Source organism: Flavobacterium hungaricum (assembly GCF_015182285.1).
In the GTDB taxonomy this organism is placed as follows: domain Bacteria; phylum Bacteroidota; class Bacteroidia; order Flavobacteriales; family Flavobacteriaceae; genus Flavobacterium; species Flavobacterium hungaricum.
Window position 1 is genome coordinate 452,693 of record NZ_PRDM01000005.1, and the last position, 17,065, is coordinate 469,757.

At 36.0% G+C, this 17,065-nt stretch carries 14 protein-coding genes; 5 read left to right on the forward strand and 9 right to left on the reverse strand.

Features of this window, described 5'->3' with window-relative positions; genetic code table 11:
• Window positions 1-41: 41 nt before the first annotated feature.
• Together C4F50_RS21370 and C4F50_RS21375 are read left to right on the forward strand one after the other, a co-directional pair.
• Entirely contained in the window at window positions 42-779 is a 738-nt protein-coding gene (locus C4F50_RS21370; protein WP_194140676.1) for a hypothetical protein, read from the forward strand.
• An 84-nt stretch (window positions 780-863) separates the two neighbouring features.
• Entirely contained in the window at window positions 864-2,468 is a 1,605-nt protein-coding gene (locus C4F50_RS21375; protein ID WP_194140677.1) for a fumarate hydratase, read from the forward strand.
• Between the two features lie 137 nt (window positions 2,469-2,605).
• Here C4F50_RS21375 and C4F50_RS21380 read toward each other — a convergent pair whose 3' ends face one another.
• Window positions 2,606-3,106 (reverse strand): PAS domain-containing protein, encoded by a 501-nt coding sequence (locus tag C4F50_RS21380; RefSeq protein ID WP_194140678.1) that lies wholly within the window; start codon window positions 3,104-3,106, stop codon window positions 2,606-2,608.
• A gap of 99 nt (window positions 3,107-3,205) precedes the next feature.
• Window positions 3,206-4,288: a DNA polymerase IV gene (dinB, locus tag C4F50_RS21385; protein ID WP_194140679.1), complete on the reverse strand. Its 1,083-nt coding sequence runs from the start codon at window positions 4,286-4,288 to the stop codon at window positions 3,206-3,208.
• 139 nt (window positions 4,289-4,427) lie between these two features.
• Here dinB and C4F50_RS21390 point away from each other — a divergent pair, with 139 nt between their 5' ends.
• Together C4F50_RS21390 and C4F50_RS21395 are read left to right on the forward strand one after the other, a co-directional pair.
• Window positions 4,428-5,162: a metallophosphoesterase family protein gene (locus tag C4F50_RS21390; RefSeq protein ID WP_194140680.1), complete on the forward strand. Its 735-nt coding sequence runs from the start codon at window positions 4,428-4,430 to the stop codon at window positions 5,160-5,162.
• A gap of 49 nt (window positions 5,163-5,211) precedes the next feature.
• Window positions 5,212-5,739 (forward strand): DUF6646 family protein, encoded by a 528-nt coding sequence (locus tag C4F50_RS21395; RefSeq protein ID WP_194140681.1) that lies wholly within the window; start codon window positions 5,212-5,214, stop codon window positions 5,737-5,739.
• A gap of 92 nt (window positions 5,740-5,831) precedes the next feature.
• On the opposite strand, the gene C4F50_RS21400 is transcribed toward C4F50_RS21395, so the two are convergent.
• The 7 genes from C4F50_RS21400 to C4F50_RS21430 all read right to left on the reverse strand — a co-directional run bounded on the left by C4F50_RS21400 (window position 5,832) and on the right by C4F50_RS21430 (window position 15,962).
• Entirely contained in the window at window positions 5,832-8,609 is a 2,778-nt protein-coding gene (locus C4F50_RS21400; RefSeq protein WP_194140682.1) for a M4 family metallopeptidase, read from the reverse strand.
• A gap of 347 nt (window positions 8,610-8,956) precedes the next feature.
• Complete coding sequence (locus C4F50_RS21405) at window positions 8,957-9,613, reverse strand: CoA transferase subunit B (protein ID WP_194140683.1); 657 nt, start codon at window positions 9,611-9,613, stop codon at window positions 8,957-8,959.
• A 95-nt stretch (window positions 9,614-9,708) separates the two neighbouring features.
• Window positions 9,709-10,596 carry a class A beta-lactamase, subclass A2 gene (gene bla / locus C4F50_RS21410; RefSeq protein ID WP_194140684.1) on the reverse strand — a complete coding sequence of 296 codons (888 nt, stop codon included), beginning with the start codon at window positions 10,594-10,596 and terminating at the stop codon, window positions 9,709-9,711.
• Between the two features lie 201 nt (window positions 10,597-10,797).
• Complete coding sequence (locus C4F50_RS21415) at window positions 10,798-11,499, reverse strand: CoA transferase subunit A (protein WP_194140685.1); 702 nt, start codon at window positions 11,497-11,499, stop codon at window positions 10,798-10,800.
• Window positions 11,500-11,789: 290 nt separating this feature from the next.
• Window positions 11,790-14,096: a penicillin-binding protein 1A gene (locus C4F50_RS21420; RefSeq protein WP_194140686.1), complete on the reverse strand. Its 2,307-nt coding sequence runs from the start codon at window positions 14,094-14,096 to the stop codon at window positions 11,790-11,792.
• A gap of 11 nt (window positions 14,097-14,107) precedes the next feature.
• On the reverse strand, window positions 14,108-14,587 hold the full coding sequence (locus C4F50_RS21425; protein WP_194140687.1) for a gliding motility lipoprotein GldH: 480 nt from the start codon (window positions 14,585-14,587) through the stop codon (window positions 14,108-14,110).
• Window positions 14,571-15,962, reverse strand: coding sequence for a PSP1 domain-containing protein (locus C4F50_RS21430; protein ID WP_194140688.1), 1,392 nt, complete (start codon window positions 15,960-15,962; stop codon window positions 14,571-14,573). The genes C4F50_RS21425 and C4F50_RS21430 overlap by 17 nt, the downstream gene beginning before the upstream one ends.
• 299 nt (window positions 15,963-16,261) lie before the next feature.
• On the opposite strand from C4F50_RS21430, the gene C4F50_RS21435 reads away from it, so the two are divergent.
• Entirely contained in the window at window positions 16,262-16,966 is a 705-nt protein-coding gene (locus C4F50_RS21435; protein WP_194140689.1) for a hypothetical protein, read from the forward strand.
• Window positions 16,967-17,065 lie beyond the last annotated feature (99 nt).

Genomic DNA, 17,065 nt, shown 5'->3' on the forward strand with positions numbered 1-17,065 from the left:
TACAACGAAAGATATATTTTTTGAATCTTTAATCTAACCTCATGAAAATCCACACTATCCTCCTTTTATTTGTTTTAATAGGATGTCAAAAAACAAAAACGGAAACCACTGAATCAGCAACTGAATTACCCGTTCCTCAGGAAACCGGCGCTGTTTCTGCAGACGAAAAGATCATTAAAACCGATACTATTTCAATGTATGCTGATGGAAAAGAATCTGCTGCTGATTATGTTCTAGCCAATCTGATAGAACAAAAAGCGGATAAAGACAGTATTGTAACGGCAAAATATCGATTGGATTTTTATCAGAATAAAACCAAAACTACGTCTTCAAAAATTACAATTACAGGTTTTCAAAAAGGTTCTGAATGGGTGGCTTCATACGGACTAAACTCAGAAGGCACTTCAAAATCTCCTTTTATACAAGTTTCTGTTGGTTACCCTGCCTGCGGTTATACGCACGATAATTATTTGTATTATCTTAAAAACAATACTTTACAATTAATACATCAGTGGAACACCATGACCGACAGCGGCTGGGGAAGCTGGGTCGAAATTGTAAGCCCAGAAAGCGATTCCAGCCCAAAATCCTTTTATTGCAAAACTGTTGCATTTGAACCTACAGAGGATGATAATATGGACATGGGGATTGTAAAATACTCCGATTCAATATCATTTGAATTAAAAGACGATCGTTGGAAAAAAATGCTTCTTTCATCAAAAGACAAACCTTATTTTGAAAAGAAAATGACTTTTGACGAATTTCATAACCAGCAATAAGCATTGTAAAAACTCTCTCTGCAGCCCTTATTCAAATTCTTTCTTAGGTAAATAATTTCTAAATTTGTAAAAAAAAACAAAGCAATGATTGATTTTATATACCAAGATCCTTATCCAATCTTAAAGGATGATACGCAGTACCGCAAAATCACCTCAGATTTTGTAAAGGTAGAGCAGTTTGGAGAACGTGAAGTTTTGACCGTTGACCCAAAAGGTTTAGAATTATTGGCTGAAGAAGCTTTAACAGATGTTTCGTTCATGCTTAGAACGACCCACCTGCAAAAACTAAAAAACATTCTGGATGACCCAGAGGCTACAGACAATGATCGTTTTGTGGCTTACAATCTGCTTCAGAATGCTTCTGTAGCAGCAGAGGGGCAATTACCAAGCTGCCAGGATACTGGAACGGCAATTGTTATGGCTAAAAAAGGAGAAAACATCTTTACTGGTGTTGATGATGCAGAATGGTTGAGCCGCGGTATTTTTAATACCTACCAAAAACGCAATTTACGTTATTCTCAAATTGTGCCGATTTCGATGTTTGAAGAAAAGAATTCGGGATCAAATCTTCCGGCACAAATTGATATTTATGCTAAAAAAGGAACTTCTTACGACTTTTTGTTTATGGCAAAAGGAGGAGGTTCTGCCAACAAAACATATTTATACCAACAGACTAAATCGCTTTTAAATGAAAAATCTTTGGACGAATTTGTTCGTGCGAAGATCAAAGATTTAGGAACTTCTGCTTGTCCTCCTTATCACCTGGCTTTGGTAATCGGCGGTACTTCTGCAGAAGCAAACTTAAGTGCTGTTAAAAAAGCATCTGCTGGATATTACGATCACCTTCCTACTACAGGAAATATGGCCGGTCAGGCGTTCCGTGATCATGAATGGGAAGAACGTGTTCAGAAAATCTGTCAGGAGAGCGCTATCGGAGCACAGTTTGGAGGTAAATATTTTACGCATGATGTACGCGTAATTCGTCTTCCGCGCCACGCAGCTTCCTGCCCGGTCGGATTAGGCGTTTCCTGTTCTGCAGATCGAAACATTAAAGGAAAAATTACAAAAGATGGGATTTTTGTTGAGCAGTTAGAAGTAAATCCAAAACAGTTTTTACCAGAAACAGCGCCGCATTTAGAAGCGCCGGTAGAGATTGATCTGAATCAGCCAATGGCGGATATACTTGCGAAGCTTTCTCAATATCCTGTAAAAACGCGTTTAAAACTAAACGGAACTGTAATTGTAGCACGAGATATTGCTCACGCAAAAATCAAAGAATTACTAGACGCTGGAAAACCAATGCCTGAATATTTTAAAAATCATCCTGTTTATTACGCTGGTCCTGCAAAAACTCCAGACGGAATGGCTTCGGGAAGTTTTGGACCTACAACTGCCGGCCGTATGGACGTGTATGTAGATGAATTCCAGAAAAACGGAGGCAGCATGATTATGCTTGCAAAAGGAAACCGCACCAAACAGGTAACAGATGCTTGTAACAAATATGGAGGTTTTTATTTAGGTTCTATCGGAGGTCCTGCCGCAATTCTTGCTCAAGATAATATTCTTAAAGTTGAAGTAGTTGATTTTGAAGAATTAGGAATGGAAGCCGTTCGAAAAATTACAGTAAAAGATTTCCCTGCTTTTATTATCACAGATGATAAAGGAAATGATTTTTTTGCTAATCTTTAGTGAAATGATTGCCGCAAAGGCATTAAGTCGCAAAGATTTTATAATAAGAAAACCGCCAACAGGCGGTTTCTTTTATTTTATAACTAAAGTATTCTTTAAAAATTCTTCGCGGCTTAGTGCCTTTGCGGCAAAAAACTTTACGCACTCATATCCTGCTTTTCAAACGCGATAAAATGCGACAGCACACCTTTACGGTTGTAAACAGGGAAAGCATTTATGATACACTTGTAAGTCTGTCCATTTTTTCGGTAGTTATCGAGCGTTTTCTCAAAAGGAATCTGAAGTTTTACCGCTTTTCTAATTTCACTAAGTGTTTTTTTAGATGTTTCAGGACCTTGAAACATTTTAGGCGTTTTTCCCAGCACTTCATCTTCTTTATATCCTGTCATTTTTTTAATACCGCTGGAAGCAAAAACGATCGTCAAATCTAAATCGGTTATTAAAACCACCTCTTCTTTAATCCTTTCTTCGATATTTAGTTTTTTTTCGTCCCAAACAAAGCGACTCGAAATCTGACTTACTTTTTTTAAGTCGGCCGTCAAAGCTTTTAATTCATTTACATATTCATAATGAAAATCCCAAGCCAGTATTGGAACAGAATTACGCTGTGTAAAGTCTTCATAATTAGTGTTTTTCATACAAAAATATTTTAATGACCGACAATCTTTTACTCAAAGATAAGCCGAATCCCCTTTAAATCTTTACGGTTTTCCACATTTAATGTGCAAAAATCGTTATTAAAAGGTAAACTTTAACTGCACCACAACTGCTTTTTTTTCTTCTGTATTGAGATTGCTTAAAGAAATTCCGAGCAATCGTACAGAATCTTTCATTTTTTCCTGATACAATAATTCCTCCACTGTTTCCATGATCAGCCTTTTGTCGGATATAAAATAGGGCAATGTTTTGCTTCTTGTCTGCTGGGTAAAATCGCTGTATTTAATCTTAAGGGTCACTGTTTTTCCCGAAATAGTATATTTTTTCAACCTTTTTTCTAAAGAAGCTGCAATTCTTTCTAATTGTTCGAGCATAAAAATCTCCGATGATAAATTGACATCAAAGGTATGTTCTGCGGCGACAGATTTGGTTATTCTAGAAGGTTTAACCTCGCTGTTGTGAATGCCTCGAACAACGTGATAATAAAAAACGCCTGATTTTCCGAAGTGTTTTTCTAGAAACTCTAACGACCTTGCTTTTAAATCGGTTCCAGTAAAAATTCCCAGCTGATACATTTTCTCGGTCGTTACTTTTCCGACACCATAAAATTTACGAATAGGCAAATCTTCCAAAAAAGCCTCTACTTCATCCGGATTTACGGTTTTCTGTCCGTTTGGTTTATTATAATCACTGGCAATTTTTGCAACAAATTTGTTGACTGAAATTCCAGCCGAAGCGGTCAAACCGACTTCGCTTAGAATTCGCTGTCTAATTTCCTGAGCCAGAAGGCTCGCACTGGGGTTTCCTTTTTTATTTTGAGTAACATCTAAATAGGCTTCGTCAAGCGAAAGAGGTTCAACTAAATCGGTATACTCGTGAAATATCTTATGAATCTTGGATGATATTTCTTTATACCGATCAAAACGCGGCCGTACAAAAATAATTTCGGGACAGTATTTTTTGGCCAAGACACCACTTATAGCACTTCGGACACCAAACTTTCTGGCTTCGTAACTTGCGGCAGATACTACTCCTCTATTTTCGGAACCGCCTACTGCAACTGGTTTGCCGCGCAGATCAGGATTGTCCATTTGTTCTACAGATGCATAAAATGCGTCCATATCAATATGGATAATCTTGCGATATGTTGGCGTTTCAGACATTTTACAAATTTAAAAAGTAAAGCAATAAAAAAACCTTGTTGATAGTTATAAATAATATCAATTTTTAAAGAATAGAGATTCGATGAGTGCAAACCGATTATTCTTTTTATTTTTGTTGTTCTACACGAAAAATTAAATAATGCGAACATTTGTTATAGGTGACATTCACGGCGGATTACTTGCACTGGAACAAGTGATGAAAAGAGCCGAAGTTACTACAGAAGATACTCTGATTTTTTTAGGCGATTATGTTGACGGCTGGAGCCAGCCTGTAGAAGTAATTGACTATTTAATCGAATTGAAGCGAAGACAAAACTGCATCTGCATTAGAGGAAATCACGATCAGCTGGCATTGGACTGGCTCGAAGAAAGACACGATAACTTTGATGAGGAAATGTGGTACAAACATGGCGGTAAAGCTACTGTTGAAAGTTATGCGAAAATTTCTGCTGAAAAAAAGAAAGCCCATATAGCATTTCTGGAAAACCTGCAAGATTATCATCTTGATGATCAGAACCGTTTGTTTGTACACGCTGGTTTTACGAATCTGAATGGTGTTAAATGGGAATATTTTTCGAAATTATTCTATTGGGACAGAACACTTTGGGAAACTGCTCTATCTCTGGACCCAAAATTAAAACCTGATGATATCAACTATCCGAAGCGATTTACGGTTTATGATGAAATCTATATTGGACATACTCCAGTAACACGAATCGGAAAAACGGTTCCGGTACAAAAGGCCTGTGTATGGAATGTTGACACGGGAGCGGCCTTTAGGGGCCCTCTGACGATTATGAATGTCGATACCAAGGAATACTGGCAGAGCGAACCGTTAAATGAGCTGTATTTTAACGAAAAAGGTAGGAATTAAATTATTTAAAATTTACATTTGCGCCTCAAAATAATTAATATTAAAATTTATGAAAAAGGTTATTACACTTTTGTGTTTAGTTTCATTCGGATTTATTAATGCTCAAGAAGCCTTTTCGGGAAAAGGTGACATCAAAGTAAATGTTGGTGCTAATCTTCAAGATGGAGGTTCTGGAATTCAAGGATCAGTTGATTTTGGTTTGGGAGAAAATTTCTCTTTTGGTTTTGTTGCAAGCTATTTATTAGGTGTTGATAATTATAGTGGTTTTTATCATGGAAGTTTAACTCCATATAACGATCAAAAACCAGAATTTATCGATCGTTTTGATGCAAAAGCAAGAATTAACGCTAACTTATCTAGTGTAATCGGCGTAAAACAATTAGACGTTTATCCTGGATTAAGCTTAGGTTTACATAATTTTGGTGCTCATGTAGGAGGTCGTTACTTCTTTACTGACGGATTCGGTGTTTTCACAGAAGTTGGTTTCCCAGTTGCAAAATATGGTTCTAACAACGATCCTTTTTACCACTTAAACAATCAAGCAACTTTTAGTTTAGGAGCTTCATTTAACTTGTAGTTTTTTGGAGTTTCAAAGTCTCAAAGACACAAAGGGACAAAGTCTCTAAGTTTATAAAAAATAAAAACCGCCTTATGGCGGTTTTTGTTTTTTTATAGTTTAGCAAATTTCTTAATTATCTTTTTAGCACCATTATTCAATTCGATCAGGTAAATTCCTGTACTCAGATTGCTTACATCAATTGGTCCTGAAATTTGTCCAGAACCTAATTGCTGTCCTAGTGTATTAATAATTTTATAAGAATAGCCGTTTATTTCTGAAATTGAAATATTTAATTCACTTTGTACCGGGTTTGGATACAAAGCAAAACTTTCTGTTTCAGCAATTTCAACAATTCCTGCGGTTACTGGTTCTGCTTCAATGGTTCCCGAAGCCGTAATATTTATGGTATAATCTTCGACTTGTCCATATGAGAATGATTCACAAGATGTTGGAATGGCATTATATTTCATAGAAACTCTCATTCTAGTTGCTCCTAATACCGCAGTCGCCGGAATTGTAATTGTTCCTGTTACCGGAGTAGTTTTTGACGCCGTTTTTGTCCAGACTGTTTCACCAGAATCAGTGAAATCACCATCTTGGTTATAGTCAATAAATACGGCATAACCTTCATTATAAGTTGTGGATGTCCAAACCGGAGTTATTGTGATCGTGTAAGCGCTTCCTCTGGCAGCATTCGTAGAAAGTGAAGTATAATTTTCATAACCTGTTGTTCCAGTTGAAGTATTGTTAATAGTTCCAAAAACAACTTTGCTTATTCTTTCATCCGCAGTACTATTTCCTTGAGATGTACAGTAAGAAACTGTTGCTGCCGTAGTAGTTACGCTTACAGCATTGCTCGCAGCAGAAACATTTCCAGCAGCATCTTTCGCTTTTACAGTAAAGCTGTAAGTCGTTAAAGCTGTTAATCCCGTTACGTTATACGAAGTTGTAGTTGACGAACCTTTTAAAGTTGTTCCTTGGTAAATATCATATCCCGTTACTGCAACATTATCTGTTGAAGCCGTCCAAGTCAAATTGGTAGTAGTTCCTGTTGTTCCAGAAGCAGCTAAAGCTGTTGGTGCAGATGGCGCAGCAGTATCTGTTGATCCTGTATATGCCGCTCCAACACCTATGGCATAAAATGCATTTGTAGTTGCAATAACTTCTGCAGATCCTGCTCCATATAAGTCAATTGCAGACTGAATACCCGATGTTCTTGCATTTGCAAAAGTAGAGTTGGATGTTAAATAAACATCTTCTAATCGAAATGCAATTTTTGCCGCTTTATCAATTCCAATTCCTGTAACGTTATAGGAACTTCCTATGTCATTTGTACCTGTTTTACCTACAGCCAAAATATAAAACCAGTGGTTAAAAACTCCCGAATTAGTATGTACCCCGCAATAATCATTATTGCCCGTTGGCGTACAATTTACATTGATCCAGTTTGTCCCTCCGTAAGTATCAGGCTGTCCTTCTGATTTTGGGTTACTCATAGAACGAAGTGCAACGTGCCCGCTTCTTCTTTCAATATCCTCCCCCACTAACCAAATTGATTTCGTTGGCGCCGCTCGATATTCAATACAAGCCGCCCAGATATCTGAGAAAGCTTCGTTCATCGCTCCAGATTCTTTTTGATAAGCCAGATTTGCAGTATAAGTACAAATAGCATGACCAATTTCGTGTCCAGCAACGTCTAAAGAAGTTAAAATATCAAATCCGCCTGTTCCGCTTCCGTCGCCGTACGTCATAACACTTCCATTCCAGAAAGCATTATTATTACTTGAATATCCAGCGGCAATTAAATTGTAATGTACATAACTTCTAATTTTTGCTCCAGCATCGTCAAAACTATTTCTGCCATGCACTGCAGACCAATAATCGTAAGTCATTTCAGCTCCCCAATGTGCATCAAGAGCCCCGTTGTCTTTGTTGGTATTATTATATTCTGCAGCCGTCCAGTTATTATCTGCGTCTGTAAAGTTAGTTGTTGGATAAGTTGCGGTTCTGGCAGAATTATACGTTTGAATTCCGTTACCACGTGTTCCGTCTAAAAGTATATAAGATGAACCGCTCAAAGTGGTTTCTATAGTTTGTGTACCGCTGTAACGTGTTTCAGCATTTGCTGCCACAATTGTTTTTTTAGCTGAAGCCGTTTTTGCATCTGCGTTTTTTGATGAAGATAATTTCTTTGCATGAACATTATCATTCAAATGCTTTATCGTTGCATTATAAAACAATGCTTTTCCTGTTTGAGCATCTATATACAAATCGCCGCGGCTTAACGGCTTTGTTGCATAAATATCAAACTTGTAAGCCAGACGAACTTTATCTGTAGTTCTTTGTTCTCCCTGTTGTTCCATATCTGGCAGCAACACCAATTCTCCAACAGGTTTTTCATATCCAATCTCTTTTGCGTCTTGTGGTTTTTCCCAAAGATATTCTGCTGCATTGGTATGACTAAGAGCTCTGTTAAAAGCTTCTTGTTGAGAAAGAGCTGGAGTTAATTTTACATTTTCAATATTGTAGTATTCTCCATTCATCGAAACTAACTTTCCGTTTTGAGAATGCAGTGTATAATTAGCAAATTCTACTTTGATTCCCTGTTCGTACAATTGAAATTTTTCGTGTGTATAACCTTGTCTGTCCGTTTCAGTTCTTACTTTTCTAAAAGTCTGATTGTCTTTTAATCCAAGTTGTTCTTTAAAAACTTTTTGAGAATCTGTCCCTTTGTAAGTCGACTCATTGCTAAAGGTAATTAAACTAGGCTGTCCATTTTCAGATACGTTTTTCTGGTTAATCCGCTTGTCAGCAACCTGTGCCGCAGCAGAAAACGATACTGTCATCACAACAAAAGCTGTGATAATTTTGGGTAATTTTCTTTTCATAATAATTTTGGTTTTTAATTTGGTTAAATCATTTACAAACATTTCCATTAAAGTAAGTAAATACTTAAATTTTAAATAAAAGTATTTTAATTTTGTTAGATTATCGATGAAATTTGCCGTTAATCGATAAAACGCAACAATTTTTACTTTAAATGCACTTTTATTTAACAAACCCTATAAAATCCACAAATAAAAGTGCGAATTTTTGTATATTTTAAATATTTAATTAACTAAAAACCAGTACAAAAACTAAAAAAAACCATTTTACAACTTTGAATTTTAATTTATACTTACAAAAAAAGCCGGCTTATAAGCCGGCTTTCATTTTTTTATAATTTTGAGTTATTTTAAATTATCATTTCAGGAATTTCGCCTTCAATTATCAAATCAGCTTCTGTAGAAGCAACAATGTGCTCGACTGAGACGCCTGGCGCTCGTTCTAAGAGCTTAAAACCTTTTTCTGTCACTTCGAGAACTGCAAGCTCAGTTACAACCTTTTTAACGCATCCTACGCCAGTTAACGGCAAAGTGCATTTTTTTAGAATTTTAGACTCTCCTGCTTTATTGACGTGCATCATGGCTACGATTATATTTTCGGCAGAAGCCACCAAATCCATCGCACCACCCATTCCTTTTACCATTTTGCCCGGAATCTTCCAATTGGCGATATCACCGTTCTCAGAAACTTCCATTGCGCCCAAAATAGTCAAATCAACTTTTTGGCTTCGAATCATACCGAAACTAAAAGCTGAATCAAAGAAACTAGCCCCCGGAAGCGTCGTAATGGTTTGTTTACCCGCATTGATAATATCGGCGTCTTCTTCTCCTGCAAAAGGAAAAGGTCCCATTCCGAGGACACCGTTTTCACTTTGAAATTCCACCGAGATATCCTCCCGAACGTAATTTGCCACCAAAGTCGGAATTCCGATTCCCAGATTTACGAAATAACCGTCTTTAACTTCCTTTGCAATTCGTTTTGCTATATCTTCTTTGTTCAGTGCCATAATGTGTATCTATTTATTATGTGTCAATTAGGCAATTTGATAATTAGATAATTTCATATATATCTAATTGACAAATTATCACATTTTCTAATTATCTAATTCTTTTTAACGAAATAAGCCCAAGCTGCTTTAGCAATGTCTGCAATTATCTTTTCTGTATCTTCTTGTTTTTCTGTAATTTCTTTTAAATAAACCGAAAGAATAAAATGTTTTCCGTTTGGGAGTTTCACAATTCCAACATCATTCATTGCCACTCTAAGATTAGCATCGTTAGTTCCCGAAATTCCTGTTCTATGTGCTAATTCGGTATTTTCAGGAAGTCCTGCTTTCATCCACGTCAAACCTCTTGATGTTTCGACCATAATTTGGTACAGGTATTTTGTCGTGTTTTCTTTTAAGACCTGCCCCTTGTAGAACTTCTCCAGCAATTCTGTTGTTGCCAGAGGCGTTGTGGTATTCACATACAGATTTTTCCAAGATCGCATTTGCTGCTCGTTTACTTTAATAACAAAGTCCTTGATTCCTTGTTTATTGATAAATTTCTGAACTTCTTTTGTTCCTCCAACCAGATCAATCAGAATATCACAGCCGTTATTATCACTGTGCGAAACCGTGTAACGAAGCAGTTTGTCCAAAGTCAAATTCATATTTCCGTTTGGAAAATCTTTCATCATCGGACTCCATGTATCCTCATGAAGATCTTTCTTTTTTATAAATATTTCTTGTTGTAACGAAAGTTTACCTTCGTCTACTTTATTCAAAACGGTTAACGCAATATGAAACTTGAAAACACTCATCATTGGTGCTTTTAAGTTTCCGTTAATGCTTAACGTATCCTTATCTTCAATACTTTTTATAGAAATCCCAGCTGTTGCATTTTTTGAGGCAATTATCTGTTGCAGTTCTTCTCTAAGTTGATTGGAGGTTTGTGAAAAACCCTGAAATGATATAATGGAAAATAAAACTAAAGAAAGTTTCTTCATCTTTTTTAATGTGTCAATTAGTCAATTTGATAATTAGGGAATTTTAGTGAAGACCTAAAGATAGCCTAATTTTTTACTTTACATAAAAGAAAATAATTATTTAAATATGAATTAATTACAATTTATAAAAACAATTAAAGCAACAAAGTTGCGATATTAAAATAATGCTCTAATTGGCCCATTTTCTAATTATCTACTGAGTTAATCTCTCTGCCTAACCGTTCGCTGCTCGATTCTCTTTTCAAACTTTTCACCTTGAAAAATACGCTGCACCATTATGCCAGGAATATGAATCTGATTCGGATCTAAAGTTCCAACAGGCACCAATTCTTCCACTTCGGCAATGGTTATTTTTCCAGCACCAGCCATACAAGCATTAAAATTTCTCGCTGTTCCCTTAAAAATAAGATTTCCAGCTTCGTCTCCCTTCCATGCTTTTACAATCGCAAAATCAGCTTTAAAAGCTTCTTCCATAATGTGCATCTTGCCGTTAAATTCTCGTACCTCTTTTCCTTCTGCAACTTCTGTTCCGTAACCTGCAGGTGTAAAGAATGCAGGAATTCCCGCCTGAGCAGCACGACAGCGTTCTGCTAGAGTTCCCTGAGGTGTTAATTCTACTTCTAATTCACCCGAAAGCATCTGACGCTCAAACTCCGCATTTTCTCCAACGTAAGACGAAATCATCTTCTTGATCTGCTTTTTTTGCAAAAGCAGTCCCAAACCGAAATCATCGACTCCAGCATTGTTTGAAATGCAAGTTAAATCGGAAACTGATGCCGCAACCAAAGCTGCAATTGTATTTTCTGGAATACCGCACAATCCGAAACCTCCAAACATGATGGTCATCCCGCTCTCAATTCCTTCAATTGCTTCTTGAATTGTATTTACTTTTTTTGTTATCATAACAAATGGTCTTTAATGCCTTATAATTTTGATAAAAATAAGATTTTCTAATTAAATTATAACGATTTCGTAAAAAATAAATTTAGATACAGCTGTTTAGCTGCATATTGTTTTACTGCAAAGTACATAAGGTTTTTCTAATGCAAGCAGCTGTAATTGTGCTAAGTTCGCAATGCTGCGCTTTTAGTCATTTCGAAAGTTGAAATAAAAACCTATTCCAAAAAAAATCCTTTTGTATCTTCTAAATTAAAGAAGATTACAAAAGGATTTTTTTATACTTGAAACCTAAACTATAACGCGAATTCGTCTGTGTCTTGTTCGGTCTGCGTTGTGTCTTTTACGACAGCCGGTCTCTGATAACAATCTACTTTTATAGAAAGATTTGCCGGACGCTCAAATTCAGATTTAGAAACCTGAAGATCTTTATCTGCATAACACAACTTCATAAAATACCCCCAAACCGGAAGTGCAGCTGTTGCTCCTTGTCCGTAAGTTAAGCTTTTAAATCGAGCCGAACGATCTTCGCATCCTACCCATACTCCAGTTACCAAATTAGGAACCATTCCCATAAACCAGCCATCCGATTGATTTTGTGTTGTTCCGGTTTTACCTGCAATAGGGTTTGTAAACATATAAGGATAACCTGTCCAGCGTTTGTCACCGCTTCCGCCTCCTTGTGTACGCAAACGTGCACCTGAACCTGTTTCGGTTACACCCTGAAGTAATTTGATTACTGCAAAAGCAATATCTTTATTTAAAACGTCGTGAGATTCTGGAATTGGTTCGTAAATTACCTCCCCGCTTTTATTTTCGATTCGGCTTAAGAACTGAGGTTTTACATATACCCCTTGATTTGCAAAAGTACTATATGCTGCCACCATATCTTCTACAGTAATATCAACGGCACCTAATGCAATAGAAGGCTGTACCGGAATCTCTGTCTTAACACCTAATTTTTTTGTTAAATCTACAACCGCTTCTGGACCAGTTCTATCAATCAATTTAGCCGAAACAGTATTAATGGAACCTGCCAAAGCTTGTTTTAAAGTTACCATACCGCGGTAGGTGTGGTTTGAGTTTCTTGGTTCCCAATCTTCTGTAACGTGATGGCGTCCTTTATGAATCATAAACGGACCATCCAAAATAGAATCACAAGGAGACATGTTCAGCTGCTCAATCGCAGTGGCGTACACAAAAGGTTTGAAAGTAGAACCTACTTGTCTTGCTCCCTGTCCTACGTGATCGTATTGAAAATATTTGTAGTTGATACCTCCAACCCAAGCTTTAATTGCTCCAGTCTGAGGCTCCATTGCCATTAAGCCCGATTGTAAAAAGTGCTTGTAATAACGAATAGAATCTAACGGTGTCATTGTAGTATCGCGTTCTCCTTTCCAAGTAAAAACACGCATTTTTGTTTTTATTTTAAATGAAGCAATAATGTCGTCTTCACTTTTATCTGCTTCTTTCATCTGAGCCCAACGAACCGAATTCTTCATGGCCTGCATCATAATTCTATCAGTTTCAGCTTGCGTGATATTTACGAATGGCGCGTTTTTATTGGTTTTCATGTCAATAAAAAACTGCTGTTGTAAATTCTTCATGTGTGCAGAAACAGCTTCTTCTGCGTAAGACTGCATTCTAGAATCTATCGTAGTATAGATTTTTAAACCGTCTTTGTAAATATCGTAATCCGATCCGTCTGGTTTTTTATTTTCAGTGACCCATTTTTTCATGTAATCACGAAGATATTCTCTAAAGTAAGTTGCCATACCTTCACGGTGGCTTTCTAATTTAAATTTTAAAGAAATCGGTAAAGCCTGCAGCCTTATTTTTTCTGATTCAGAAATCATTTTAGCTTTTTCCATCTGCGAAAGCACCACATTACGGCGATTTTTCACTCCCTCTGGATTACGAACTGGATTATACAATCCTGAGTTTTTAAACATTCCGACCAAAATAGCCGATTCGTCCATCGTTAAATCTTTTGGAACTTTTGAAAAGTAAGTCTGCGCTGCAGAGCTCACTCCAACAGAATAATTTCCGAAATCATAAACGTTGCAGTACATTGCCAGGATTTCGTTTTTAGTGTATTGTCTTTCCAGACGAATGGCGATAATCCATTCTTTTATTTTTTGTACAATTCTAAAAGGCAAGAACTTAGAACCTTCGCCATGAAACAATTGTTTTGCAAGCTGCTGCGACAGCGTACTCGCTCCTCCATTTGTTCCTAAACTAAAAACGGCTCTCAAAGTACCACGCCCGTCAATACCCGAATGTTCGTAAAAACGAGCATCTTCGGTAGCCACCAAAGCTTCTACTAAACTTTTTGGAAGATCCGAATATTTAAGCTGTGATCTATTGGTTTTAAAATACTTACCGATTACAACTCCATCCGAAGAAATAATTTCTGTAGCCAGGTTTGAGTCTGGATTTTCTAAGTCTTCAAAAGAAGGCATCGAACCAAATAATCCCCAAGAGGCAAACAAAAAGAATGCTAAGACACCTAATAAACCATAGGCAAAAATTCTCCAGTATTTCTTTTTGTAATAATTAATATCCTTATTACTAGTTGTTTGATTGTTTTTTTTAGCAGCCATACCTATTTTATCTAATCTATTTGTTCTATTCTAAAACCAACGTCTGTAATACCTTCTAAAGCTTCGACTCCAGAAATTTTTCCAGATTGTCTTACCGCTTGTTTGATATTTACTTTATATTTTCCTCTAAACTTTACATTGTCTTTGTAAAACAGTTTACTTTCTTTAATATCTGTAAATCCGTTTCCTAGTAGATTTCCTTCGGCATCGGCCATATCATATTCTAATGTATCTACTTTTGTAAAGCCATTTGGCATTTCAAGAGCAACAATTAAAAACAGATTTTTAAAAGGATAATTGTTATTGTCTCTCAGATTTACAAACAAATTGTATTTTTTGGTAGAATCTAAAACCGGCAGGTCAAAAGTTACAATACTGTCTTTGTGCCAGGCACTTCCAACAGATTTATACTCATCAAACACTCGTTTTTTATCACACGAAAAAAAGAGTATCGCTGCCAAGAAGAGAATTCCGCTATTTTTTATTCTCATTTTTAGTAATAATTATTGGTTTTCTAGGTTCAGCAGGTTTATTTTCATTAGAATTTTGCTTGTTCGAATTGTTCTGTTTATTCGGATTAGGCTTGTTCTTATGGTTTTGCTTGTTCGGATTAGCTTGTTTGTTCTGCTGATTCGGATTGCCGCCAGAAGGTTTATTGTTTCCTGCAGGCTTAGGATTATTATTGTTGTTTTTTTCCTGCTGTGGTTTTGCTTGAGTCGCTGCTCCAGCCGGTTCGGCATTTTTACGTTTTCTGTTTGGTTTTTTCTTCTTTTTAGGCTGGTCAAAACGAGTTAAACTCTCCTGCCCCATAGCGTTATTAAAGTCTTTTTCTGGTTCTGAGGTAACTTCAATCGCAAAATCTTCTAAAGACGAAACTTTGTTTTTCTGTTTGTTTTCGGCAATAATTTCTTTTACCTGATCAATTTTTAAAACGTGCCAGTTTGCAAAATTGTTAGTGTAGGCAAACCACATTAACCCTTTAAAAATATCTTGTTTTTGGCAGATTGCATCCCCTTTTTCAGTCACAAGTTTAGTGTCGTAATCCGGAAAATCTTTTAATGCATCCATGTAAGTGTCTAACTCATAGTTTAGACAGCATTTAAGTTTACCGCATTGTCCCGCCAATTTTTGTGGATTAAGCGATAACTGCTGATAACGTGCCGCAGAAGTATTGACACTTCTAAAATCGGTCAGCCATGTAGAACAGCAAAGTTCACGTCCGCAAGAACCAACACCGCCCAGACGAGCCGCTTCCTGACGGAAACCCACTTGCTTCATTTCTACTCTGGTACTGAATTCTTTTGCAAAATCTTTAATCAGCATTCTAAAATCGACACGATCGTTTGCTGTATAATAAAATGTAGCTTTAGATCCGTCACCTTGAAATTCGATATCCGAAATTTTCATCTCTAACTTATGCTGAATTGCCAGTTCTCGTGCTCGAACCTTCATCGGTTCTTCACGATCACGTGCTACAGACCAGATATCGATATCTTTTTGTGATGCTTTTCTGTAAATCTTAGGAACTTCATTACTTTCATAATTCACTCCTTTTTTCTTCATCTGAATTCTCACTAACTCTCCAGTAAGCGTAACAATTCCAATATCATGTCCTGGTGAAGCTACTGTTGCCACAATATCACCAATACTTAAAGTCAATTTTTCTGTATTTCTAAAAAATTCTTTACGTCCGTTTTTAAAACGTACTTCAACACAGTCAAAAATCGGCTCTCCATTAGACGGACTCATATTCGAAAGCCAGTCAAAAACCGTCAATTTATTGCAGCTGTCGGTGCCGCAAGTCCCATTATTTTTACAACCTTTTGGTGCGCCGCCATCTGAGGTTGAACAACTTGTACATGCCATAATTATATATGTAGTGCCGCAAAAAAGCAGCTTAAGTTCATAAACGTTTGATCGGTAAAGATAGTATTTTTTTTATTTGCCTTTTTATGCATTAATACTAATGCTTCGTTAAATACAAAAGCAAGCAATCTTTAAGGCAAAATAAGCTTTTTTTATAACAATATCAGGTTGAAATTTTCAAACAAAAAATTCTCTAATTTTTATTAAAATTATTCTAAAACTTATTTTACTATTCTCTTTATTAAAATTAAAAATTACCTACAGAATACTATATTTACATTTAGTAAATTCGTGATTCAATGAAGCCACTTTCTATATTTTTTTTCTTAATTTTTAACTATTCTTTTTCACAAACTGAAATTGATTCTTCTTATCATCTTGTTTTTAAAGTAAATTTTCCTCCTGCTTCATTAAGCGTCGAAGATATTGATTTTACTAAAGAAAAACCTGAATGCGAATTTGAATTGAAAGGAAAAATTCCATTAAAATATTCTTTTCGTTTACAAAATGATTCGATTGCATCGCTTTATGAATTCAAAAACAACAATTTTCAATTTCAGGAAAACCTGAATTTTCAGCCTTTTATGTGGCACTTTGATAGCGATGTGCTTATTTCAAATTTTAAAATAATTGATTTTGATAATGACGGAGATGAAGACCTTTTGTGTTGGGTATTTTCTAATGTAAATGGAAATCAGTGGACTGTAATTTTTATTAATGATCAAAAGCAACAAAAACTTGTTAGATTATTGAATACAGTTGAAAAAACGGATATTTGGTCAAAACCTGAATTTGAGAAAGAATCCCAAACTATCAATACAGAATTGTACGGAAGTGCTTTTGGAGTTTCTGAAGAAAGCACTTATCATTTAAAACCCAATGTTACTATTATACCGATAAAAAAGCATTTTCAGGACCGAACAGGTAAGCGAATCTATGATTATGAATATGTGGGAAAAAATGGGAAATGGAAATTAAAGTCTAAAACTAAAGAAAGGCAATAAACCAAAACTTAAAAAATCACTACCTAAAATTCACATGAATAAATATATACTCAATTTAGCAACAGCTTTACTATTATAAATAAACACAGGTTATAAAGA